General features: G+C 63.8%; 17 protein-coding genes. 6 read left to right on the forward strand and 11 right to left on the reverse strand.

The features are described from left to right. Positions 1–117 precede the first annotated feature (117 nt). Together NKI25_RS31590 and NKI25_RS31595 are read left to right on the forward strand one after the other, a co-directional pair. On the forward strand, positions 118–849 hold the full coding sequence (locus NKI25_RS31590; RefSeq protein ID WP_352588875.1) for an SDR family oxidoreductase: 732 nt from the start codon (positions 118–120) through the stop codon (positions 847–849). Positions 850–1,015: 166 nt separating this feature from the next. Beyond that, complete coding sequence (locus tag NKI25_RS31595) at positions 1,016–1,861, forward strand: fumarylacetoacetate hydrolase family protein (RefSeq protein WP_352588878.1); 846 nt, start codon at positions 1,016–1,018, stop codon at positions 1,859–1,861. Positions 1,862–2,068: 207 nt separating this feature from the next. On the opposite strand, the gene NKI25_RS31600 is transcribed toward NKI25_RS31595, so the two are convergent. The 6 genes from NKI25_RS31600 to NKI25_RS31625 all read right to left on the reverse strand — a co-directional run bounded on the left by NKI25_RS31600 (position 2,069) and on the right by NKI25_RS31625 (position 8,375). Next, complete coding sequence (locus NKI25_RS31600; RefSeq protein ID WP_023679835.1) at positions 2,069–3,067, reverse strand: ABC transporter ATP-binding protein; 999 nt, start codon at positions 3,065–3,067, stop codon at positions 2,069–2,071. A 15-nt stretch (positions 3,068–3,082) separates the two neighbouring features. Then, the gene (locus NKI25_RS31605) at positions 3,083–4,144 is read right to left on the reverse strand and encodes a Gfo/Idh/MocA family protein (protein WP_352588881.1); all 1,062 of its coding nucleotides are present in this window, start codon (positions 4,142–4,144) and stop codon (positions 3,083–3,085) included. Continuing rightward, positions 4,141–4,980: a carbohydrate ABC transporter permease gene (locus tag NKI25_RS31610; protein WP_352449604.1), complete on the reverse strand. Its 840-nt coding sequence runs from the start codon at positions 4,978–4,980 to the stop codon at positions 4,141–4,143. The genes NKI25_RS31605 and NKI25_RS31610 overlap by 4 nt, the downstream gene beginning before the upstream one ends. An 8-nt stretch (positions 4,981–4,988) precedes the next feature. After that, entirely contained in the window at positions 4,989–5,912 is a 924-nt protein-coding gene (locus NKI25_RS31615) for a carbohydrate ABC transporter permease (protein WP_352449605.1), read from the reverse strand. Positions 5,913–6,153: 241 nt separating this feature from the next. Next, positions 6,154–7,413: an ABC transporter substrate-binding protein gene (locus NKI25_RS31620; protein WP_352749530.1), complete on the reverse strand. Its 1,260-nt coding sequence runs from the start codon at positions 7,411–7,413 to the stop codon at positions 6,154–6,156. 2 nt (positions 7,414–7,415) lie between these two features. Further along, the gene (locus tag NKI25_RS31625; protein ID WP_352588887.1) at positions 7,416–8,375 is read right to left on the reverse strand and encodes an N-acetylmuramic acid 6-phosphate etherase; all 960 of its coding nucleotides are present in this window, start codon (positions 8,373–8,375) and stop codon (positions 7,416–7,418) included. 199 nt (positions 8,376–8,574) lie between these two features. On the opposite strand from NKI25_RS31625, the gene NKI25_RS31630 reads away from it, so the two are divergent. Genes NKI25_RS31630 through nagA form a run of 4 tightly spaced genes read left to right on the forward strand, consistent with a single transcriptional unit; the run spans position 8,575 to position 12,432 of the window. Continuing rightward, positions 8,575–9,456 carry a glucosamine kinase nucleotide-binding domain-containing protein gene (locus tag NKI25_RS31630; protein WP_352588889.1) on the forward strand — a complete coding sequence of 294 codons (882 nt, stop codon included), beginning with the start codon at positions 8,575–8,577 and terminating at the stop codon, positions 9,454–9,456. Beyond that, positions 9,453–10,235 carry a GntR family transcriptional regulator gene (locus NKI25_RS31635; protein ID WP_023679844.1) on the forward strand — a complete coding sequence of 261 codons (783 nt, stop codon included), beginning with the start codon at positions 9,453–9,455 and terminating at the stop codon, positions 10,233–10,235. Before NKI25_RS31630 ends, NKI25_RS31635 begins: the two co-directional genes overlap by 4 nt. Continuing rightward, positions 10,232–11,263: an SIS domain-containing protein gene (locus NKI25_RS31640; protein WP_352617889.1), complete on the forward strand. Its 1,032-nt coding sequence runs from the start codon at positions 10,232–10,234 to the stop codon at positions 11,261–11,263. Before NKI25_RS31635 ends, NKI25_RS31640 begins: the two co-directional genes overlap by 4 nt. Next, positions 11,260–12,432 (forward strand): N-acetylglucosamine-6-phosphate deacetylase, encoded by a 1,173-nt coding sequence (nagA, locus tag NKI25_RS31645; protein ID WP_352617892.1) that lies wholly within the window; start codon positions 11,260–11,262, stop codon positions 12,430–12,432. Before NKI25_RS31640 ends, nagA begins: the two co-directional genes overlap by 4 nt. A gap of 2 nt (positions 12,433–12,434) precedes the next feature. Here nagA and NKI25_RS31650 read toward each other — a convergent pair whose 3' ends face one another. The 5 genes from NKI25_RS31650 to NKI25_RS31670 all read right to left on the reverse strand — a co-directional run bounded on the left by NKI25_RS31650 (position 12,435) and on the right by NKI25_RS31670 (position 22,629). Then, on the reverse strand, positions 12,435–13,958 hold the full coding sequence (locus NKI25_RS31650; RefSeq protein WP_353000364.1) for a malonate--CoA ligase: 1,524 nt from the start codon (positions 13,956–13,958) through the stop codon (positions 12,435–12,437). 40 nt (positions 13,959–13,998) lie between these two features. After that, positions 13,999–14,676, reverse strand: a complete 678-nt coding sequence (gene rpe / locus NKI25_RS31655) for a ribulose-phosphate 3-epimerase (protein ID WP_352588897.1) — start codon at positions 14,674–14,676, stop codon at positions 13,999–14,001. A gap of 173 nt (positions 14,677–14,849) precedes the next feature. Further along, positions 14,850–16,805 carry a hypothetical protein gene (locus tag NKI25_RS31660; protein WP_352588900.1) on the reverse strand — a complete coding sequence of 652 codons (1,956 nt, stop codon included), beginning with the start codon at positions 16,803–16,805 and terminating at the stop codon, positions 14,850–14,852. Positions 16,806–16,976: 171 nt separating this feature from the next. Continuing rightward, positions 16,977–20,657: a DUF7929 domain-containing protein gene (locus NKI25_RS31665; protein WP_353000367.1), complete on the reverse strand. Its 3,681-nt coding sequence runs from the start codon at positions 20,655–20,657 to the stop codon at positions 16,977–16,979. Between the two features lie 10 nt (positions 20,658–20,667). Beyond that, the gene (locus NKI25_RS31670; protein ID WP_353000369.1) at positions 20,668–22,629 is read right to left on the reverse strand and encodes a hypothetical protein; all 1,962 of its coding nucleotides are present in this window, start codon (positions 22,627–22,629) and stop codon (positions 20,668–20,670) included. Positions 22,630–22,753: the final 124 nt, after the last annotated feature.

Here is a 22,753-nt window from a genome sequence, read left to right on the forward strand (position 1 = left end):
CATTTGGCTGGCAGGCGAATATCGAAACAGGCGGGATGGTAGTGCCCGGCTGGCACATTGCGCCGCGGCCTTGCGCCGGTAAAAGCCGAACGACCACAGACGGGCGAGGAGAAAAGCATGGCGGATCTGACAGGCAAAATCGTTGTCGTCACGGCGGCGGCGCAAGGCATCGGCCGGGCGAGCGCGCTGGCGTTCGCCAAGGCCGGCGCCGTCGTCCATGCCACCGACATTAACGAGGTGGTGCTCGCCGACCTCGGCAAGACGCCCCGTATCAAGACCCGCAAGCTCGACGTGCTGAACGACGAGGCGGTGAACGCCGCTTTTGCCGAGATCGGCGCCGTCGACGTGCTGTTCAATTGCGCCGGCTTCGTCCATTCCGGCTCGATCCTCGAGATGAAGGACGGCGATCTCGACTTTGCCTATGATCTCAATGTCCGCTCGATGATCCGCACCATCCGCGCCGTGCTGCCCGGCATGCTGGAGCGCGGCGACGGCTCGATCATCAACATGGCGTCGCTGGCCAGTTCGACCAAGGGCGTGCCGAACCGCTTCGTTTACGGGCTGACCAAGGCAGCCGTCATCGGCCTGACCAAATCGGTCGCCGCCGACTATGTCGGCAAGGGAATACGCTGCAATGCGATCTGTCCGGGCACGGTCGAAAGCCCGTCGCTGCAGGACCGCATGCATGCGCAGGGCGACTACGAAGCAGCTCGCGCCGCCTTCATCGCCCGCCAGCCGATGGGCCGGCTCGGCACGCCCGAGGAAATCGCCGATCTCGCCGTCTATCTCGCCGGCGCCACCTATACGTCGGGGCAGGCTTATAATATCGACGGTGGCTGGTCGATCTAAGAGGCCATTTGAAAACCCTACTCCGCCGGGCGCCTGACGCGGCTTTCTGCGCTTCCGGTGCTCACGTACTTTAAGTACGCTCCGCTCCGGTTCTCGAAACCTACGCCATTCGCCGCAGCGGAGCGAGTTTGCAAACGGCCTCTGGTCGCAACTGGGAGAAAACTGCATGAAACTGCTGCGCTATGGCGAGGCGGGGAGCGAACGCCCCGGCCTGCTCGATGCCGATGGAACGATCCGCGACCTCTCCGCCCATGTCACCGACATTGCCGGCAAGGCACTTGACCCGGCATCGCTCGAGACATTGTCGAAGCTCGACACGAAGACGCTGCCGGCGGTTTCCGGCAAGCCGCGGATCGGCGCCTGCGTCGCCGGCACCGGCAAATTCATCTGCATCGGTCTCAACTATTCCGACCACGCCGCCGAAACCGGTGCCACCGTGCCGCCGGAGCCGATCATCTTCATGAAGGCAAGCTCGGCTATTGTCGGGCCGAATGACGACGTGCTGATCCCGCGCGGCTCGGTGAAGACCGACTGGGAGGTCGAGCTCGGCGTGGTGATCGGCAAGACTGGAAAGTATGTCACCGAGGCCGAGGCGCTGGATTATGTCGCCGGCTATTGCGTCGCGCACGACGTCTCCGAGCGCGCCTTCCAGGCCGAGCGCCAGGGCCAGTGGACCAAGGGCAAGTCCTGCGACACGTTCGGGCCGATCGGCCCGTGGCTGGTGACCAAGGACGAGGTCAAGGACCCGCAGAACATCCCGATGTGGCTGACGGTCAACGGCAAGACGATGCAGAACGGGTCGACCAAGACCATGGTCTTCGGCGTCGCTTATCTCGTCTCCTATCTCAGCCAGTTCATGTCGCTGCACCCGGGCGACATCATCTCGACCGGCACGCCGCCCGGCGTCGGCCTCGGCATGAAGCCGCCGCTCTTCCTGAAGCCCGGCGACGTGGTCGAGCTCGGTATCGAGGGGCTGGGCATCCAGAAGCAGACGTTCAAGGCGGATTTGTAGGCGCTCTTCCTTCTCCCCTTGTGGGAGAAGGTGGATCGGCGCGCAGCGCCGAGACGGATGAGGGGTGCTGGAAGAAACGCGACGAGAAAACATCGAAGGATTTCCGTCGCTTACGCCTTCAGCGTAGCGATCCGTCCAACACCCCTCATCCGACCGAGCTTCGCTCGGCCACCTTCTCCCACAAGGGAGAAGGGGAGTCGGCACCAGCTATTTCAGCACCTTCCCGTCGGCTCCAAACCGGTATGTCTTCGCCGGATCCGGCGTCGCGTAGAGCGTGGCACCAGGTTCGGCGTTATAGACGCCAAAAATGCGCACTGTGATCAAGCCGGCCTTCTCGCAGTCGAGATAGAGGTTGGTGTCGGCGCCAAGGTGCTCGGCATGGACGACCGTGCCTTTCCAGGCGCCGGATTTGGGATCGACGGTCAGATGTTCGGGACGGACGCCGATGGTCTTTGCCGTTTCGCCAAGCCTGGCGCCGTCGACGAAGTTCATCTTCGGTGAGCCGATGAAGCCGGCGACGAATTCATTTGCCGGCGAATTGTAAAGCTCCATCGGTCCGCCGATCTGCTCGATCCTGCCCGCATTAAGGACCACGATCTTGTCGGCCAGCGTCATCGCCTCGACCTGGTCGTGGGTGACATAGATCATCGTGGCCTTCAGCCGGCGATGCAATTGCGCGATCTCCAGCCTGGTGTTGACGCGCAGTGCGGCGTCGAGGTTCGACAGCGGCTCGTCGAACAGAAACAGCTTGGGCTCACGCACCACGGCGCGGCCGATGGCGACGCGCTGGCGCTGGCCGCCGGAGAGCTCGGCCGGCCGCCTCGAGAGGTAGGGCTCCAGCGACAGCATCGAGGAGGCGATGCCGATGCGGCGGTCGATCTCGGCCGCCGGTGTGCCCGCCTGCTTGAGGCCGAGGCCCATATTGTTCTTCACCGTCAGATGCGGATAGAGCGCATAGGTCTGGAACACCATGGCGATGCCGCGTTTGGCCGGCGGGGTGGCGGAGACGTCCGCCCCGTCGATGACCACGCGGCCCGAGGTCGAGTCCTCCAGCCCGGCGATGACCCTCAGCAGTGTCGACTTTCCGCAGCCGGATGGACCGACGAAGACGACGAACTCGCCATCGGTCACCTCGAGGTTGATGCCCTTCAGCACCTCGACCGGCCCGAAGGCCTTTTTCACGTTCTCGATGTTCAGCGAGCCCACGGCTTCGTCCCTGTTCTAGAGTTTCACGGCGAGGCCGCTGCGCACGCTCTCGTCTGCGGCAAGGCAGACGGCGAGCGACTTCACCGCGTCGTCCATGTGGCGGGTCAAGTCCAGATCCTCGCGGACCGCCTTCAGCACAAACGCCTGTTCCAGGTCGCAGAGGTCCTGATGGCCGGGCTCGCCTTGCATCGACAGCATTTCGTCCGGCTTGGCGAACTTGCCATCCGCGCCGGTCGCCGCACTATGCAGGCGGATGGTCGAGGTCTTGGTGTGGGTGTCGATGTCGTCGGACCTGACACCCTCTTTCATGACGATCGACACGCAGCCATTGGGCGAGATCACGTCTTTCACGAAGAAAGCCGTCTCCGAAATCATCGGCCCCCAGCCGGCTTCGTACCAGCCGACCGAACCGTCGTCGAACAGCACCTGCAGATGCCCGTAATTATACATCGTGGGCGCAATCTCGTCGGTCAGCCGCAGCCCCATGCCACGCACCTCGACCGGCCTGGCGTCGGTGATCTGCAGCATCACGTCGAGATAATGCACGCCGCAGTCGACGATCGGCGACGTCGTCTGCATCAGCTGCTTGTGCGTCTCCCAGGTGTGGCCGGAGGATTGCTGGTTGAGGTTCATGCGGAACACGTAAGGGCCGCCGAGCTTGCGCGCCTCGGCGATCAGCCTGATCCAGGACGGGTGGTGGCGCAGGATATAGCCGATCACCAGTTTCTTGCCGTTGGCCTTGGCCGCCGCGACGACCCGCTCTGCATCCGCGACCGTGGTTGCCAGCGGCTTTTCGAGGAAGACGTGGCAGCCGGCCTCGAATGCCCTGACCGCATAATCGGCATGGCTGTCGGAATAGGTGGCGATGCAGGCGACGTCGGGCTTTTCATCGCGCAGCGCCTCGTCGAAGGAACGCCGGATGGCGTAGGTCGAAAGCCCTTCCGGCAGCGGCACATCGGAGCGGTTGACCAGCGCGGCGATCTGGAATCCCGGATTGGTGTGATAGGCCAGCGCATGGCTGCGCCCCATATTGCCGAGGCCGGCGACGACGACGCGAAGAGGTTGTTGCGAATTCACTTGACCGCTCCCGAAGTGATGCCGCGGATCAGCTGCCGCGAGAAGATGACGTAGAGGATCAGCACCGGCATGATCGCCAGCGACAGTGCCGCCAGGATGGCGTTCCAGTTGGTGACGAACTGGCCGAGGAACAATTGCGCGCCGAGCGTCACTGTCTTGGTCTCCTCCGACGGCGCCAGGATCAGCGGGAACCACAGATCGTTCCAGATCGGGATCATGGTGAAGACCGCGACCGTCGCCATCGATGGGCGCACCAGCGGCAGCACCAGCCGGAAAAAGATGGTGTATTCGGACAGGCCGTCGATCCTGCCCGCATTCTTCAGATCGTCCGAGACCTGCTTCATGAATTCCGACAGGATGAAGACGGCAAGCGGCAGGCCCTGCGCCGTGTAGACCAGGATCAGCGCCGTCAGCGTGTTGACCAGCCCGCTCGCCACCATCAATTGCAGGATGGCGACGGTGGCAAGGCGGATCGGGATCATGATGCCGAGCGCCAGATAGAGCCCCATCAGCGAATTGCCGCGGAAGCGGTATTCCGACAGCGAGAAAGCCGCCATGGCGCCGAACAAAAGCACGAAGAACAGCGAGGCGACGGTGACGACAAGGCTGTTCTGGAAATAGTGGATGAAATCGCCCTGGCCGATCACCGTCGTGTAGCCGATCAGGTCGAAGGTACCTGGCGTCGGCGGCGTCAGCGGCGCGCCGAAAATCCCTGCGCGTGATTTGAACGAATTCATGATCACGAGGATGACCGGAAACAGCGCGATTGCGGTGTAGGTCAGAAGGATCGCATGCGCGCCGATGGTGCGGGGCAGCGAGCGGGTTGCCGTGCTCATGTGGCGCCTCAGAACTGGTAGCGACGCAGGCGCGTCTGCACGAGGAACAGGTAGACGCAGACGCCGCCCAGGATGATCAGGAACATCATCGTGGCGATCGCCGCGCCCATGTTGGGATCGCCGACCTGCAGCTGGAAACCGAAGAAGGCGCGGTAGAGGAAGGTGCCGAGAATATCGGTTGAATAGTTCGGCCCGGCCAGCGCCCCTTGCGCGGTGTAGATCAGGTCGAAAGCGTTGAAATTGCCGACGAAGGTCAGGATCGAGATGATGCCGATCGACGGCAGGATGAGCGGCAGCTTGATCTTCCAGAACTGCGCCATCCCGGTGATGCCGTCGCATTCGGCTGCTTCGATCACCTCTTCGGGAATGGACAGCAGTGCCGCATAGATCAGCATCATCGGGATGCCGACGAACTGCCAGACCGAGATCAGGCTGAGCGCGGTCAGCGCATATTGCGCCTTGCCGAGCCAGGGCGTGAACAGGCTTTTCAGGCCGACCAGGTCCATCATATGCGGCGCCACGCCCCATAGCGGCGACAGAATCAGCTTCCAGGCGAAGCCGACAATGACGAAGGACAGGATCGTCGGCACGAAGATCGCCGTGCGGTAGAAGGCGGAAAACCGCAGCCTAGGGCTGGACAGAAGTGCGGCCAAAAGGACGCCGATCGGGTTCTGCACCAGCATGTGGATGATGAAGAACCAGACATTGTTCCTGAGCGCGTTCCAGAAATTGACCGACCAGTTGGGATCACCGAACAGCATGCGGAAATTTTCCAGTCCGACGAAGACCTGCGACTGATTGATGTTGCGGAACAGCGACAGCTGCAGCGTGCCGGCCAGCGGCAGGATCATGATCGCCGTATAGACCAGCACTGCCGGCGCCAGGAAAACGCCGATATGCCAACGGAACGGTCTTTTCGGTGCTGCGGCCATGCGTTCGGTCCCCGCCGGATCAGGTCTTGCTATTGCCGTCAAAGGGCGCGGCGCCTCCCTCCCCCTCGAGGGGAGGGTGCCTCGCAAAGCGAGGCGGGTGGGGTCGGCAGAGGCAGCGCGCCATCGTCGTTCGACCGTGCTTTCCAGCAGCGATCAAGCCGCAGCCTGCCTCGACCGACCCCCTCTGTCGCCTTCGGCGACATCTCCCCCTCGAGGGGGGAGACAACGCTTCGCCGCGCTCTTACTTCGCCGGCTTGTACCAGCTGTCGAGGCCGTCCTGCAGCTTCTTGGCGGCAGCTTCCGGCGTGTCGGTGCCGTTGATGACGTTGGCCGATTCAACCCACGTCTCGTTTTCAAGGTTCGGCGTGCCGCGCGACAGGATCTGGTAGGTCGAGCGGATCGTCGACTTGCACTTGCCGCGCCAGGAGACGAATTCCTGGGCCAGCGGGTCTTCCATCTTCACCGGGGTGTTGTTCAGGCTGAAGAAGCCCGGCAGCGCGTTGGCGTAGATGGTGGCAAAATCAGGCGAGGCCACCCAGGACAGGAAGGTCTTGGCCGCATCCGCGTTCTTCGAGGCCGCATTGAGGCCCATGCCGATGTCGGTGTGGTCGGAGATGTAGCAGGTGTCGCCGGCCTTCTGCACCGGCGGCGGGAAGGCGCCCATCTTGAACTGCGCCTGCGTGTTGAACAGGCCGATCTCCCACGAGCCGGCCGGGTAGATGGCGGCGCGGCCGAGCGTGAACAGGTTCTGGCTGTCCGGATAGGTCTGCGCCTCGAATCCGTCGCCGAGATAGTCCTTCCACTTGGCCAGTTCCTTGTAGGGCTCGACCCACTGCGGATCGGTGAGCTTCTGCTCGCCCTTGATCAGCGCCAGGCGGCCTTCCTCGCCCTTCCAGTAGTTCGGGCCGATGTTCTGGTAGCCCATGGTCGCCGCTTCCCAGAGGTCCTTGGTGCCCATCGCCATCGGGATGTAGGTGCCGTCGGCCTTGATCTTGTCGAGCGCGGCGAAGAATTCGTCGCGCGTCTCCGGCACCTTGATGCCGAGCTTGTCGAAGGCGTCCTTGTTGTAGATGAAGCCATGGATGACGGAGGCCATCGGCACGCAGAAGCTCGACTTGCCGTCGTCGGTCTGCCAGGCGGCCTTGGCGACGTCGGAGAAGTTCTCCATGCCGGGCAGGGTCGAGATGTCGGCGAGGTTGCCCTTCTTGAAGAGTTCCAGCGACTTGTCGAACGGGCGGCAGGTGATCAGGTCGCCGGCCGAGCCGGCGGCCAGCTTGGCGCCGAGGGCGGCGTCATATTCGGTCGGCGCCGACGGCGCGAACACCACCTTGATGCCCGGGTTCTTGGCTTCGAAGGCCGGGATCAGCTTGTCCTTCCAGATGGCAAGGTCGTCGCCGCGCCAGCTTTCGATGTTGAGCGTTACGTCGTCGGCATAAGCCACCCCGGCGGAGCCGAGAATGCTGGTGCCGAGAAGAAGTGCCGTCAGTAGCTTCGTTGTCATGCTCAGTCTCCCTGTTGACCTTTTTCAGGTTCGGTTTTGATGAGAACAGAGGCATTGCGCCCCTTGCTCCCCTCGATCGCGGAAAGGGCCAGCCGCAGCTTGTGGCCGGTCCCTTCCAATATCTTCTCGGCTATATCGGCGCTGTCGGCGCCGGCGGCGAGCAGAATAGCGGTCTTGACGCCGCCGCCGCTCCTTTCGAGCAGGCGCGCCGCCTCGTCCTTGCCGCGCCCGCTGACGGCGGCGACGATGCGTGCGGCGCGGTCGCGCAGCTTGATGTTGTCGGCCATGAGGTTGACCATGTAGCCGTCATGGACATGGCCGAGATGGATGGCGGCGAGCGTCGACAGCATGTTGAGCGCGATCTTCTGGGCGGTGCCTGCGCCCATGCGCGTCGAGCCGGCAATCAGCTCCGGCGGCGTTTCGAGCAGGATGGCGATGTCGGCCAGCCGCAACAGCGGCGCATCCCTGTTGTTGGCGATGGCAATGGTCGCCGCACCGCGGCGCCTGGCGTCCTCGATCGCCCTGACTGCATAAGGTGTCGAGCCGCTGGCCGAGACGGCGATCAGGCAGTCGCCCTTGCCGATGCGGGCGGCGGCAACTGCTGCCGAAGCTTCCTCGGTGTCGTCCTCCGGCCCGCCGGCCAGTGTCTTGAAGGCCTCGTCGCCGCCGGCGATCAGGATGGCGATGCGGTCGCGTTGGATGCCGAAAGTGCCCGGCAGCTCAAGCGCATCGGCCAGTGCCATCAGGCCCGAACTGCCGGCAGCCGCATAGGCGAGCTTGCCGCCGCTTTTCAGTCTGCTTGCGATGATTTCGGCTGCCGCGGCAATGGCAGGAATGGCGCCGTGCACGGCCTTGGCGGCCTCGATCTGTGCGTTGACCAAAGAGGAAAGGACGGCTTCCGGGGCCTGGATATCCAGTCCCTCGGCATTCTGGTGAAGCGCTTCGGTGCGCGTTTCGGCCATCCGCTTTCCTCCAATTGAGAAAACCATACCAAAAAAATACCACTTGTCCACACGCATTAATGAAATCTTGCGGCGGTGCAGGCTTGCGAACGAAATTGGCTGATTTTCAAACAAACTACGCCTTAACTTTTTTGAAAACGGAAATTAATCCTTGGCTATTGGTATTTTATTGGTATTATCCGCCCGGAGGAGAAATCGCGTGAAATTCGTGCTCGGCATCGATGGCGGCGGCACCAGCTGCAGGGCGGCCCTTGCAACGGCCGACGGCAGCGTCCTCGGCCGCGCCAAAAGCGGTGCCGCCAACATCCGAACCGATCTCACCGGCGCCAGGACGAACATCGTCGACGCAGCGCAGCAGGCCTTTGTCGCCGCGGGCAGGGATCCCGCACTGATCCCGCAAACTCCGGCCGTTCTCGGTCTTGCCGGCGCCAATGTCGGCACCTACAGGCAGCAGCTCGAAGCGATCCTGCCGTTCCGCATCAGCCGCGTCGAGACCGATGCCGAGATCGCGCTGGAAGGCGCGGTTGGCTCAGGCGACGGCGCCATGGCCATACTCGGCACCGGCACCGCTTATATGGCGCGCAGACGAGGCAAGTCGCGCGCCATCGGTGGCTGGGGTTTTCAGGTCGGCGACCAGGGCAGCGGCGCCCGCATCGGCCGCGACCTGCTCGAGCAGACGCTGCTCGCCTATGACGGCATCCGCCAGGGATCGCCGCTGACGCAGACCATGCTCGCCATTTTCCGCAACAATCCCGAGGATGTGGTCGAATTCACCACCAATGCCAAGCCCGGCGATTTCGGCGGCTTCGCGCCCAAGGTGTTCGAACATGCCGAAAAAGGCGACGCCGTCGCTATCTGGATCCTCGACAAGGCGGTCGCCGATGTCGAGGCAGCGCTTGGCGTGCTCGACCTCGGCGGCGACGATCCGCTCTGCCTGCTCGGCGGGCTGGCGCCGCTTTATGCGCCGCGCCTGTCGGCCCGCTACCGGGCGCTGCTGAAACCGCCGCTCGACGACGCGCTGGGCGGCGCGGTTCAGATGGCGGTTCGGATTTTCGCAAACACGGCGGAGGCAGCTCGATGAGTGAGGCCGCCGACCAGATATTCGCGGCGCTGAAACAATCGTCGCAGAGTGGCGCGCCGCTCTATCTGCAGCTCAGGAAGAGCATCGAGGATGCGGTCAAACGCGGGCTGATCGGACCTGGCGATGCGCTGCCTTCCGAGCGCGACATCGCTAGCAAGGCCGACATTTCGCGCGTCACCGTGCGCAAGGCGGTGCAGGACCTGGTCAAGGGCGGCATCCTCGTCCAGCGCCATGGTTCCGGTACCTTCGTTGCGCCACGTATGGAGCGCGTCGAGCAGTCGCTGTCGATGCTGACCTCGTTTACCGAAGACATGGCGCGGCGCGGCATGGCGGTGCGTTCGGCTTGGCTCGACCGCGGCCTCTATCCGCCGTCGCCCGACGAGATGATGGTGCTCGGCCTGGCATCGAACGAATTGGTTGCGCGCGTGGCGCGCCTTCGTATCGCCAACGACACGCCGCTGGCGATCGAGCGCGCCTCGCTATCGACAAGCGTGCTGCCCGATCCGGCGGCGATTGGTTCGTCGCTCTACGCCGCGTTGGAAAAAACTGGCAACAGGCCGGTGCGGGCGGTGCAGCGCATTTCCGCCACCAATCTCGGCGATGGCGACGCACATCTGCTGGAAGTACCGCCGGGCATTGCCGGCCTGCACATCGAGCGTATCTCCTATCTGGCGAGCGGCAAGGTGATCGAGTTTACCCGCTCCATCTACAGGGGCGACGCCTATGATTTTGTCGCCGAACTCCGGCTGAGCGGGCCGGGCGAAGAGGGCCGGCCATGACCGCAACAATGACCCATATGCGGCGCGAGATCGAGGAGATCCCGGAGGCCACCGCCCGCCTGCTCGATGGCTCGGCCGCGGTGCTGACGGAAGCTGGACGCGGCATTCGCGAGCGCGATCCGAATTTCGTCGTCACCGTGGCGCGCGGCTCGTCCGACCATGCCGCAACCTTCATGAAATATGCCGTGGAGTTGACCGCCGGGCTGGCGGTTGCATCGGTCGGCCCGTCCATCGCCTCGATCTATGGCGCCAAGCTGAAGCTGGGCGGCTCGGCCTGCCTGGCGATCTCGCAGTCCGGCAAGAGCCCGGACATCGTTGCAATGGCGCAAGCGGCGAGGACCGGCGGTTCGCTGACCGTCGCCATCACCAACACCGCCGATTCGCCGCTGGCGCGGGCTTCGGACTACGCGATCGACATCCTGGCCGGACCGGAGCGCAGCGTCGCGGCGACGAAGACCTTCGTCAATTCAGCCGTCGCAGGACTCGCCTTGATGGCGCATTGCACCGGCGACGACAAACTCCTGGTGGCGCTCGCGCGCTTGCCGGAGCATTTTCGCAAGGCGATCGCCTGCGACTGGATGGCGCTGGCTGGGGCACTCGAGACGCCGAAATCGCTGTTCATTCTCGGCCGTGGTCCGTCGGCGGCGATCGCCAACGAGGCGGCGCTGAAATTCAAGGAAACCTGCGCCATGCATGCGGAAGCCTATAGTGCCGCCGAGGTCATGCACGGCCCGCTGGCGCTGGTCGGTCCCGGTTTCCCGGTGCTGGCTCTGGCTGCTCGCGATGCGTCCGAGCCATCGGTGGCCGATGCCGCCGACAGCCTGGCCGGCAAGGGCGCTGCCGTCTTTGTGACGTCGAACAAGGCAAAGAGCGCTCAGCGCCTGCCGCATGTCGCAACCGGTCATCCGCTGACCGACCCGCTGACGCTGATCGTGTCGTTCTATGGTTTCGTCGAGGCTTTTGCCCGCCATCGCGGCCTCGACCCCGACACGCCGCCCAATCTGCGCAAGGTAACGGAAACCCTATGAGCGACCGTTTTGCCCTGACTGGCGCCCGGATTTTCGATGGCGACGACTGGCACGACAATGCGGCGCTTGTCGTGCGCGACGGCCTCGTCGAGGCCATTGTTGCCGCCGGCGCCATTCCATCCAATGTTGCGCGTATCGAGACCGGCGGCGGCATGCTGGCGCCTGGCTTCGTCGATCTGCAGGTCAATGGCGGCGGCGGCGTCATGCTCAACGACCATCCCGATGTCGCCTCGATCGAGACCATCTGCCGGGCGCACGCACCCTTCGGCACGGCGGCGCTGTTGCCGACGCTGATCACCGACACGTCCGAGATCACCGCCGCGGCGGTTGCGGCCGGAGCCGAGGCGGCACGGAGGAAGGTGCCGGGGTTCCTGGGCCTGCACCTCGAAGGGCCGCATCTGTCGATCGCCCGCAAGGGCGCACATGACCCGGCTTTGATCCGGCCGATGCTAGACTCCGACCAGACGATGCTGATCGCCGCACGGAAAAACCTGCCCGTGCTGCTGACGACGGTGGCGCCCGAATCCGTCGAGCCCAGCCAGGTGTCGGCGCTTAGCAAGGCCGGCATTGTCGTCAGCATCGGCCATTCCGATACCGGCTATGCCACGGCTCGCGCCTTTGCCGAGGCCGGCGCAACGGTGGTCACCCATCTGTTCAATGCGATGAGCCAGATCGGCAATCGCGAGCCAGGGCTAGCGGGCGCCGCAATCGATACCGGCACATTCTATGCCGGGATCATCGCCGACGGTATCCATGTCGATCCGGCCACCATGGCCATCGCCTTGCGCGCCAAGCAGGGGCCGGGCAAGATCCTGCTCGTTACCGATGCCATGGCGACGATCGGCACCGACATGACCTCGTTCACGCTGAACGGCCGCACCATCCACCGCAAGGATGGCAGGCTGACACTTGCCGACGGCACGCTGGCGGGCGCGGATCTCGACATGATTTCCGCGGTGCGCTTCATGCACCGCGTCGTCGGCCTCGACCTCGACGAAGCCTTGCGCATGGCCTCCCTCTATCCGGCGCAGGCGGTCGGCCAGTCGCACCGGTTCGGGCGCTTCGCCAACGGTACCGCGGCCAACATCGTTTCGCTGTCGGACGATCTGGACATTAAAAGCGTCTGGATCGATGGTGCCAAGGTTTTTGCAGGCAGCCCTGCTCGTTAGGGTTAGCCGGCTTTGGACGTATAGAGGTCCTTGTAGGCTTCGCGCAGCAGGTTCTTCTGCACCTTGCCCATCGTGTTGCGCGGCAGTTCGTCGACGAAGATCACCCGTTTCGGATGCTTATACCTGGCGAGGCGCCCGGCGATGGCCTCGACGATCCCTGCGGCGCTGATGGTCGAGCCCGGCGCCCTCACCACGACAGCGGTGACGCCTTCGCCGAAATCCGGATGGGCAACGCCGATGACAGCGCTTTCGGCGACGCCAGGCAGCGCGTCGATCTCGCTCTCGACTTCCTTTGGATAGATATTGTAGCCGCCGGAAATGATCAGGTCCTTGCCGCGGCCAACGATGTGGACATAGCCGTCGGCATCGATCAGCCCGAGATCGCCGGTTATGAAGAAACCATCGTCATGGAATTCGGCCCTTGTCTTTTCCGGCATGCGCCAGTAGCCGCAAAAGACGTTCGGGCCCTTGACCTCGATCATGCCGACCTCGCCCCGGGCAAGTGTTTCGCCGCCATCGGGATCGGCGATGCGCAGGGAGACGCCGGGCAAGGGGAAGCCAACCGTGCCGGCTCGCCGCTCTTCCTCGTATGGATTCGACGTGTTCATGTTGGTCTCGGTCATGCCGTAGCGCTCGAGGATAGCGTGGCCGGTGCGCTCTCGCCAGGCTCTGTGCGTCTCGGCCAAAAGCGGCGCCGAGCCGGAAATGAACAGGCGGATGTTTTTCGCCGCTTGCCGGTTCAAACCGTCCTGCTGCAGCAGGCGGACGTAGAATGTCGGCACGCCCATCAGCACGGTGGCGCGCGGCAGCAGCGAGACGATGCGGGCCGGGTCGAATTTGGTTTCGAACAGCATCGAGGCGCCGGCCATCAGGACGACATTGGTGGCGACGAAAAGGCCATGCGTGTGGAAAACCGGCAGCGCGTGAATCAGCACGTCTGCGGCAGTGAAGCGCCAGAGGTCGACCAGCACCCGCGCATTCGAGGCGAGGTTTTCGTGGCTGAGCATGGCGCCTTTCGAACGGCCGGTGGTGCCGGAGGTGTAGAGGATCGCAGCAAGGTCGTCCGGTCCGCGCGCCACGTCGTGGAAGTCCACGGCCGCCTCAGAGGCGCGATCGGTCAACGAACCCTCGCCGTTGCTGCCGAGTGTCGCGACCGCAGCGCCCGAGGCCTGCGCCAAAGCGCCGATCTCGGTCACTCGCGCCGGGTCGCAGACGATCAGTCGCGGCTCGGCATCCCTGAAGAAATAGTCGAGCTCGGTCAGCGTATAGGCGGTGTTGAGCGGCAGGAAGATCGCGCCGGCACGCAGACAGGCGAGATAGAGGAAAATGGCCTCCGGGCTCTTCTCGACCTGAACGGCGACGCGGTCGCCGGCTTCGACGCCCAGCTGCGACACCACATGTGCCAGTTGAGCGGAGCGCGCCAGCATTTCGCCATAGCTGATCGAGCGCCCGTCCTCTGCCTCCATCAAAAGGCGTCCGGGCGTGGGCATCCGGGCACGGAAAGCATCGAACAGATGGTTGCTCATAAGTCCCCCCGAGCGGCTGTCTCCGGCCGAACGGCGGCGGTCAGCCGGCCGCCTTGTCCGCCGCCGCCCTGATTGCCTCGATATTTGCCCGGTAGGCCTCGACGCTGCCGCCCTTGAAGATGGCCGCACCGGCGACCAGCACGCTGGCACCGGCGGCGGTGACCAGGGGCGCAGTTTCCGGCGAAATGCCGCCGTCGATCTCGATCCGGATCGGCCTGTCACCGATAAGCGCCTTCACCCGCTTCACCTTGTCGACGATCGCCGGAATGAAGGCCTGGCCGCCGAAGCCCGGATTGACCGTCATGATCAGGATAAGATCGAGCCGGTCGAGCACGTATTCGATCATCGTCTCCGGTGTCGCCGGGTTGAGCGACACACCGGCCTTCTTGCCAAGGTTTTTGATCGTCTGCAGCGAGCGGTCGAGATGCGGCCCGGCTTCGGCGTGCACCGTGATGCCGTCGCACCCGGCCTCGGCGAAGGCGGTCAGATAGGGGTCGGCGGGGGCGATCATCAGATGGCAGTCGAAGAAGGCCTTGGTGCGGTTGCGGATCGCCTTGATCACCGGCGGCCCGAAGGTGATGTTGGGGACGAAATGCCCGTCCATGACGTCGAGATGGATCCAGTCGGCGCCGGCGGCCGCCACCGCCTCGACCTCGTCGCCGAGCTTCGAGAAATCGGAAGCCAGCACCGATGGCGCGATCAGGGTTTTTTGAGCCATGTCCGCTTCCCGTTGTTGAGCCCCATCGGCGTAATCATCTCGGCGCCGCTTGTCGACAGGAATCCGGCGTCAATACCGCATCCGCGCAGAAGGGGGAGAAGCGGTGCGAGCCACTTCTCTCCTGTGCAGACCTTTCCTCCAGTGCAAGGACTTTCCAGGGCAAGGCCTTGGATTCAGTTCGGATGAAGCCGCGGCCTGGCCGTCCGTGGCAGGAAGAGCTTGCCGTTGCCTGGTTTCACCTTCTGCAGATCGGGCTTCTTCAGCGGCGGCTTGGGCACACAATGTCCACGCACCAGTTTTTCGGTTGCACGGCAGGCGGTGACGATCACCGGGTTCTTCACGCATGCCTTGCCGACCAAATGATAGCCGCGCTTGCAGTCGATAACGACCGGCGGCTTGCGCACGCATCTTCCGTCGATGCGCAGCTCATTGCGGTTGCACCTGTCGGCGATCACCGGATTCCTTACGCATTTCAGGCTGACCTGATGATAGCCGGGCAGGCAATGGATGCTGATGCCAGCGCACTTGCCATTGACGAGCTTTTCGGTGCTGCGGCACGCGTCTACGAGCGGCCTGTCGATGCATTTGCCGTGGATCAGATTCTGGCTGGGCAGACATTTACGGCCGGGATCGACGACGACCGGAGGCAGCTTGGGCTGATCGGAATCCGGACGGGTGGTCGAGACGAGATCGTCGGCCTTCGGATCGAAGATGCGCTTTATGCAGGTGAAATCCTCCGTATCCGTATCGACGGTCGCGATTGAACCATTCTGCTTGATTTCCTGCAGGGTACACTGGATCGAGCGCGTCCTGACGATGCTGAGATCGTGCGCGGCGCTCGCCTTGAACACACCGCCATTGTTGAAGGCCGCAGTCGTGCCGGTAAAGAAGGCACCATTCGAGCAACTGATGCGGTAGTGAAACGCGCCCGGCGCATCGCGCTCGACTTCGAACGTCACCTGACCCTTGCGCGGGCAGAGTTTCTTGAGGCCGGCGCTGTCGGACACGGTGACCTCGCCCTGCCAGTCCGAATGCACCGGCGGGTTGTCGGGGTTGTCCTGCGGTGCATCGGTGAAGCCGCCGCCGCCGGCACTCGTGCAATGGACGGTGATGTCCTTCCAGCCGTCGAAGGGCTCGAACGGGCCGTTGCCGACAATCTCGGTCTTGTATTGGAAATAGGCGGTGGCGCCGACATCCTCCCATTTTTCATAAAGCGCGAAATAGCCGTTCTTCGCTGCATCGTACGAAGCCCATGCCTGCTGCACCTCGGAGGTGATCGGCCCACCGTCCTTCTGGCGCCAGATGCGCATCGTAACCGGCCCGGCCTGGTTGGCTTGCGCCCGGCTGGTGACCTTGAGCGAAGGGCAAACAGTGCCAGGCGTGGAGCCTGGCTGATTGGACTGGTATGTCGTCAAGAACAGCTTGACGTCATTCACGTCGAACTCGCCGAAATCGGTGGCGATGTCCTGGACCTTTGGTTTGACGACCGCATCGCAGACGATTTGAACGTCGAACGAGCCATGCTCGGCATAGTGCGATCCGTACAGCGGATGCGGCCAGCTGCCGCCCTGTGCCTCGGAGACCGCATTGTCCATGTCGAGAGCGGTGTCGGTGGCTGCCGAGAAACTGGCGTGGAATGTGTGCGTGAATGAATAGGATTTGGTCGGGCCGTCGGCCTGGAGGTGCTGGTTGCACTTGGCGATGATCTCATCGCCATCGGGTACGACGGCGATGCCGGTATTCGACGACAGCGGGATGATGGAGGGATCAAAGGAGAAATTTTCCTGGTGGTCGTAGTCGCGGCTAAGCGGTGAAGCACTCCAGATCGGCGGGAACGCCTGGCACTGGCCTGGTCCGCAGACACCAAGCGATACGGCGACATCCTGCACATAACCCGGCCACCAGAGATCGAGCTTCATGTGGCCCCAGAACTGGACGTTGCCGCTTTTCAGCGTGTCCCATTTCTGCTTGTCGCTCGAGCCGACATGGATTGTCGTGTTGGCGCTTTCCGTATGGAATGACATCGATTTTATGTTCGCCTGCTTGGCGAAGGCGGGCGTGCCTGCAAGCGAGGCTGCGATCAATGCAGTGGTCGCCACAGTTCGGAAAAGACGTTTGGCTGAAGGCATTTCTCTCTCCTGATGGGTTGATGGGGTCCTTCAGGAGTTTGTCGCTGCTGACTGCCGTAAGGTTCATGCAAGCCGCCGAAATACGGCGCCGCCAAAGAAAGAACCCGCCGGATCGCTCCGGCGGGTTTTGGGTGACGCGAACCATCACCGTTTGAAGTTCGGTGCGCGATCCTATTGCTCGAGCTGCGGCTTACGCCTTGGCACGACCTGCTGAAGAACCTTTGGATTCAGCAGCAGGTTCGGTTTGCGGATCGGCTGGCACTGGCCATTGATCGGCCGCGCGCCCGGTGCGCATTCCAACCGTGGTTTGCGGCAGGCGCCGTCGCGCAGCTCTGTCCCACGCGGGCAGACGCATACGCCACGCTTGTTGTGGATCTGACCAGGTATCGGGCACTCCACCACAACAGGCTTCTTGCGCCTGCAGGCATTGCCTTGCACTTCCGTGCCCCTCGGGCAGACGCAATCGCCAGCGGCATTGTGGATCTGACCACGAATGGTGCACTGCTCCGGCTTCGGCTGGATTGGCCGGCAGGCATTGCCCCTGACTTCCGTACCCCGCGGGCAGACGCAATCGCCAGCGGCGTCGTGGATCTGGCCACGGATGGTGCACTGCTCGGGCCTTGGCTGGATTGGCCGGCAGGCATTGCCTCTGACTTCGGTGCCCCGCGGGCAGACGCAATCGCCGGCAGCGTCGTGGATCTGGCCACGGATGGTGCACTGCTCGGGCTTCGGCTCTTTCCCCACGCAAGCGCCGTTCTCCAGCTCGGTTCCGCGCGGACAGACGCAGCGTCCGTCTTCGGTGCGGATCTGGCCTTTGAGCAGAACGCAAGGTTTTGGCTTCGGCACGATGACCGTGCCGCCCCCGGACGAGCATTGGCCATTGCGGAAGGTCGTGCCGGGCGGGCAGACGCAGTTGCCGGCGTCGTTCATGACGAAGCCTTGCGAGCATTCCTTCTTCACCTCATTCCTGATGGTGAAGGGATGGCAGGCATAGGCCTTGCCACGATCACCCTGCACGTCGGCCGCACCGCGGGACAACACGTCGCCACCGCCTTGCACCGGCGTGTTCGGAGACAGCACGCCGACGCAGTTCTGACCATTGACCGTGCCCTGCAGATTTGCCAGGCGACCGTCGTCGGGAAGCACCACGGTCACGTTGTGAACGTGGCTTTCCCCCGAGCCGATCGTCAAATTGGCAATGCAGGAGGCAGGCAAGGTTGCCGGCTCCGGCGAGCAGCCGAAGGGCGGATCGATCGAGGTGATCGCAACGCCCTCCAGCCGGCCGAGGCCTTCGACGCCGATGGCATCGCCGATGCGAACCGGGCCAGAGAAGGCGCTCGCCCCATCGTTCGTGATGGTGATCTCGAACGAGCAGGGCTGGCCGGGCTTGCACTCGGCATCACCGGTCTTCTCGACGCGGATGGTCGAGGCGCCGCCGCCCTTGGCGCAGGCCTGGCCGATCGGATAGACGATGTCGTCTCCCGGAGCCGGGCCGTAGGAGCCGCGTGCGCAGTTCTCGAATTCGCCGTTCGCGGCAACCGTCAGGTCGAAATGGCGGCTGGTTCCAGGCGTCATAACAGCGCCAGGAATCTGGCAGGACAGTGTGTTGGCCGGAAGCGGTCCGCAAGCCCATTCCGCGCCGTCTGGGGTGACGGTCTGGATCTGGACCGGCGCTCCGCCGGCTATCAGCGTCGCGGCATCGTTGACCCGTACCGGACCGGTCGGGGCAATGGTGCCGAGGCTGATGACGGTAATGCGGCAGGAAACGACCGCAGCACCGGCCAGCGAGGCATTGCATACCTTGGTGATGCGCAGGGCCGGCTGGCCGCCATTCGGATGACGGATGCGTTCCTTGGCGCAGGCCCTGTTGTTGGTGATGTCGTTCTCACCGGGAATAGCCTTCACCTCGGCGCAGTTCTCGACACTGTCGGGCCGGTAGTTGGCCGGCATCACCGCCCTGACGAAGATCGGCGTCGAGGCGCCAGGCAACAGCACGATGCCGGCGGTGTCGCAGCGGAACTGGCCGGGGCCGTTCGGTCCGCATGTCCATGGCGGCGTCGGGCCGAAGGTCGAGGATGCCGGCGCGCCGCCCGGATAGGTATCGACGACCGTCAGCGGCCCATTATAGGGGACGCTGCCATTGTTGATTATGTCGACCACGAAGGTGCAGACGCCATCGGCCGAACAGAATTCGGTGCGGGCGCGCTTCTTCAGGATCAGGTCGACCTTCTTCTCCACCGGCGGCCGGCAGTCGCGGTCACGATCGCCACGCCGGCAGACCGGGATCGATGCACAGCCGCGATCGTTTTGCTGGCTGCCGAAAAGCGGCTTGCCGCTGGCGCCGTAATTGTAAGTGGCGCAGTTGCGCAAGACGCTGCCTCGCCAGCCTGCGGCCGGCTTGAAGCCGAGCTTGAGGTCGACAGAGGCACCCGGATTGAGCGTGGTCACCAGATGAGTGCAAATCATCGGGGTGGTTCCAGGCGCGCAGACCCAAGGCGGGTTCGGCCCTGAATCGAGGGTGGAGCCGGCCGGCAGGGTGACTTCGTCGAGCACGATCTTGCCGTGGTAGGGTGCATCGCCGACATTGGTGACCCTGATGGTGAAGTCGCAGCCGCCGCCCATCGTGCAACGTTGCACGTCGGCGCGCTTTTCGACTTTCAGATCCGGTTCCTTGTCCTTCGGCGGGCAGCGCTGATCACGTGGGATGACGATATCGATGGTCTGCGTACAGCACCGGCCCCAGCCCTCCCTCGGGCCGGCATAGGTTTCGATACCGGTGACGATGATGTGGATGACGTCGCCGGGTGAAGCGCCGACGATCTTCCAATTGAGCACACCGCCGCCGGCCGGCACCAATTGCGTGTCGGGAATGATGGTGATGCCGGGTGTCGTCGTCGAAAGCTGCACCCATTTGCCGGCCATCTCTGGGCCGACCGGCATGTGGTAGATGAAGGCGCCGCCGCCGGGCAAGCAATCGACCGTGCCGCGCTCCACCTTGAAGCATTCCTTGCCGGGAGGTGGAGGCGGCGGGTTGCACCTGGTGACGTCGATCTTGATCGACGTCTTTGCACCCGTGAGATAATTGCCGTCGTCCGGCTTGCCCGGATCCTGCGACGGGATTTCGATGCCGGCGCCGCGTTCGCGGCTCACCTTAACCGCGCCCTGGTTGTGAACGATCGTCGGCGACGGAAACGCCGCATGGTCGATCTTGGCGGTGATCTGGAACGTGATGACGCGCTGGTTCGCAGCGCCGATGCCGTCGAGATCGCTGGCGGAAATCCGGAAATCGGACACCGTCGCGGTATCGTCCGGGCCAGCCGAACTGCTGATCGCAGCGCCGGGCAGCGGTCCGCCGGACGCATCGGTGCCGTCGCCGGTCACATGCACGCCGACGATGCGCAGGCCGTGCGGGAGCTGGTCCCTGAAATCGAGCCTGACCTTTTTCAGCATGGCGGCGAGGTCCGGGCTGGCAAAACCCTGCGGATTGCCGCGCAAGCCAAAGCTCAGCGAGTATACGACATAGTCGCAGCCTCTCTGGGTGCCTTTCTTGGTGAAGAAGGGCACGATCCGGCCCGGCTCCGGATTGACGGTGCGAGGATTGTCGAAATCGAGCCTGGGATCTGGAACGGCAGTGTAGATGCCCGCATCGGCAGGCTTGGTCTTGGCCGGAGCAAGGTCTTCAGCGAAGCCTTGCAGCGGACTCAGCATGGCGACCGCGATACCGGCCGCCATCAGCCAGCGCACGCCGCGCCTGGCGAGTGACAGGGGTTTCATGATGGTCTCCATGACGGATGATTGTTTGCCGGTTGATGGGCTGCTTGTCGCAGGCGGGAAAAATGCGAGATTGCTCATCTTCCCCTCCTCACGGTTCGCAGCTGACGGCTGGGGTTCTGAGCCGCAAGGTCATCTTGCAGCAAGGGTAGTAGCCACCCTTGTCGCTATCGGACTGCCTGTAGAAGCAGAGCCCGACATCGACCGTATCGCCAGGGTAATGGCCGGTGATGCCGATCGTGTATGGCGCGCCGGGCGCATGCGACAGAGGTGAAGTCACCCCAACGCCAGGCGTCCTGGACAGAGCCTTGATCGAATCGCCGCCAAAGCCGGCATGGTCATGGAGATAGAGATCGGCCTCGAGGCCGGGGGGCGTGCAGAAATACCTGACATCCTCGACATCAAGGCAAGGAGGCAGATTGCCGGGGGGCGGAAAGTCCGGCGGATAGAACGGTGGCAGATAGCCGCCCGGCACCTGCTCGTAATAGCCGGCACGGCCTTCGCAGGGGCGCCAGACCTCGACGTCGCCGACATGGCCTTCGACTTCCGGGTCTTCGAAATAATTGTCGAAGTCGACGAACCACGAGCCGAAAGGCGGCATGTTGGCCGGCTTGACCAGTGCCGTCGGCGTGATTTGCACGCCGTGCACGGCGAGCGGCCCGCCGGCTGCGAGTTGTTCGGCAAGCTCCGGGTTGTCGCGCAACTTGTCGCCGGTATCGACCAGCGTGTCGGTGCAGACGCCGGTATCGAGATTGCCTTCGGCATCGTAGCCATATTGCAGGTCGAGGCCGCCGGCCGACTGTCGGTTGTCTTGCGGGAAGCCGACCGCATATTCCTGCGGCACTTCCACCCAGGCCGATTCCGTCGCCGGATCGTCCGGATTTTCGCGCCAGTAGCGGATGACCTCACCCTTGCCGGAATCGGCGAACTGGCTGTAGTCGTAGCGGTTCTCCACCGGGCCGCGCTGGGCCAGGTACATGAAGCCCTCGTTGTCGAAGGCGATGTCGGTGACCGCGTAATCCTTGTCGGCCTTGACCGTCAGTTCCCAGCGCGGGTCGCCGGCGAAACTGCCGTCGCCGGCAACGCCCACCGACCAGATCTCCGCCTTATCACCGACCGAATAATAGAGCCGGCCGCCACGATAGGCGACCGACCAGACGCGGCGCTCGTCCTGCGTGTAGCCCCAGCTGTCGGGGTCCTCGCTGTCGAAGGCAGCACCCTGGATGTCAATCACCGAGCCGTCGTCGGCAAGGGCGGCAAGCCCGTGCGCCGGGCGGCCGGCTATGCCGTGGTCGAACGTGTCGAGCAGCGCGCCATTGGCGTCGATGCGGTGGATGAGGCCGGTGTCGAGATCGCTGGCGAAGAACTGGCGGTGGATATTGTCGAAAGTGACGTCGCCGATGCCGGGACCGCTATTGGCGTCGATATCGGCGAATTTCGAGACGGCGCCGGTGATGCCGTCGATCTTCCAGATCGTTCCGGAGCCGCCGCCGTTTTCGGTGCCGAACTGGCCGTCCATGAAGACCGCGTCAGCCGTGCCGCGGCGCTGCCGCTCCGGCCGGCCGTCGGCGTCGCCGTCTGGCGTGACTATGCGGATGCCGTGCAGCGACGTGGCGCCGGCATAGAGGTTTGGAATGGCCGATGGAACGCCGTCGCGCACGCCGTCGTCGTAGGTGATGCCGAACACCTGGCCGATTTGCCCGGCCGTGACCTCGAACGGTGGCGGGGTGAAGACCAATTGGCCAGACGCCGGCCCGCCCAGCCTTGAGACGTCGAAGATGCGCAAGGTCGCGCGCGCCGTGTCGATGAAGGTTTCGTCGACGGGATCGACGCCCGGCGGCAGGCCTTCCTCGAAATTGGGAATGATGGTGCCGGAGAATCCGGTCACTGCCATTGAGCCGGGATAGATGATCTGGGTTTCCTGAGCCTGGGCCGAGCCACCGAGCCAGAGCCCAGCGGCGAGCGCCAAGATCGACAATCCGCTGGCAGCCTGGATGGCGCGGCGCAAACGGCCGGCACGAGAGCGCACGAACGCGCCGTGGTCGCAAGACATGGATCTCCCCCCACAGGTCATCTAGGGCATATACACATCTCGCAGAGCCCATCCATCGGCACAGGCACGGAAGTAGGCCAGGCCGTTGTAGAAGGTGATTGGTCCCGGTGGTCTGGAGGAAGCA

The sequence above is a fragment of the Mesorhizobium sp. M0808 genome (assembly GCF_040320025.1).
Taxonomy (GTDB): Bacteria; Pseudomonadota; Alphaproteobacteria; order Rhizobiales; family Rhizobiaceae; genus Mesorhizobium.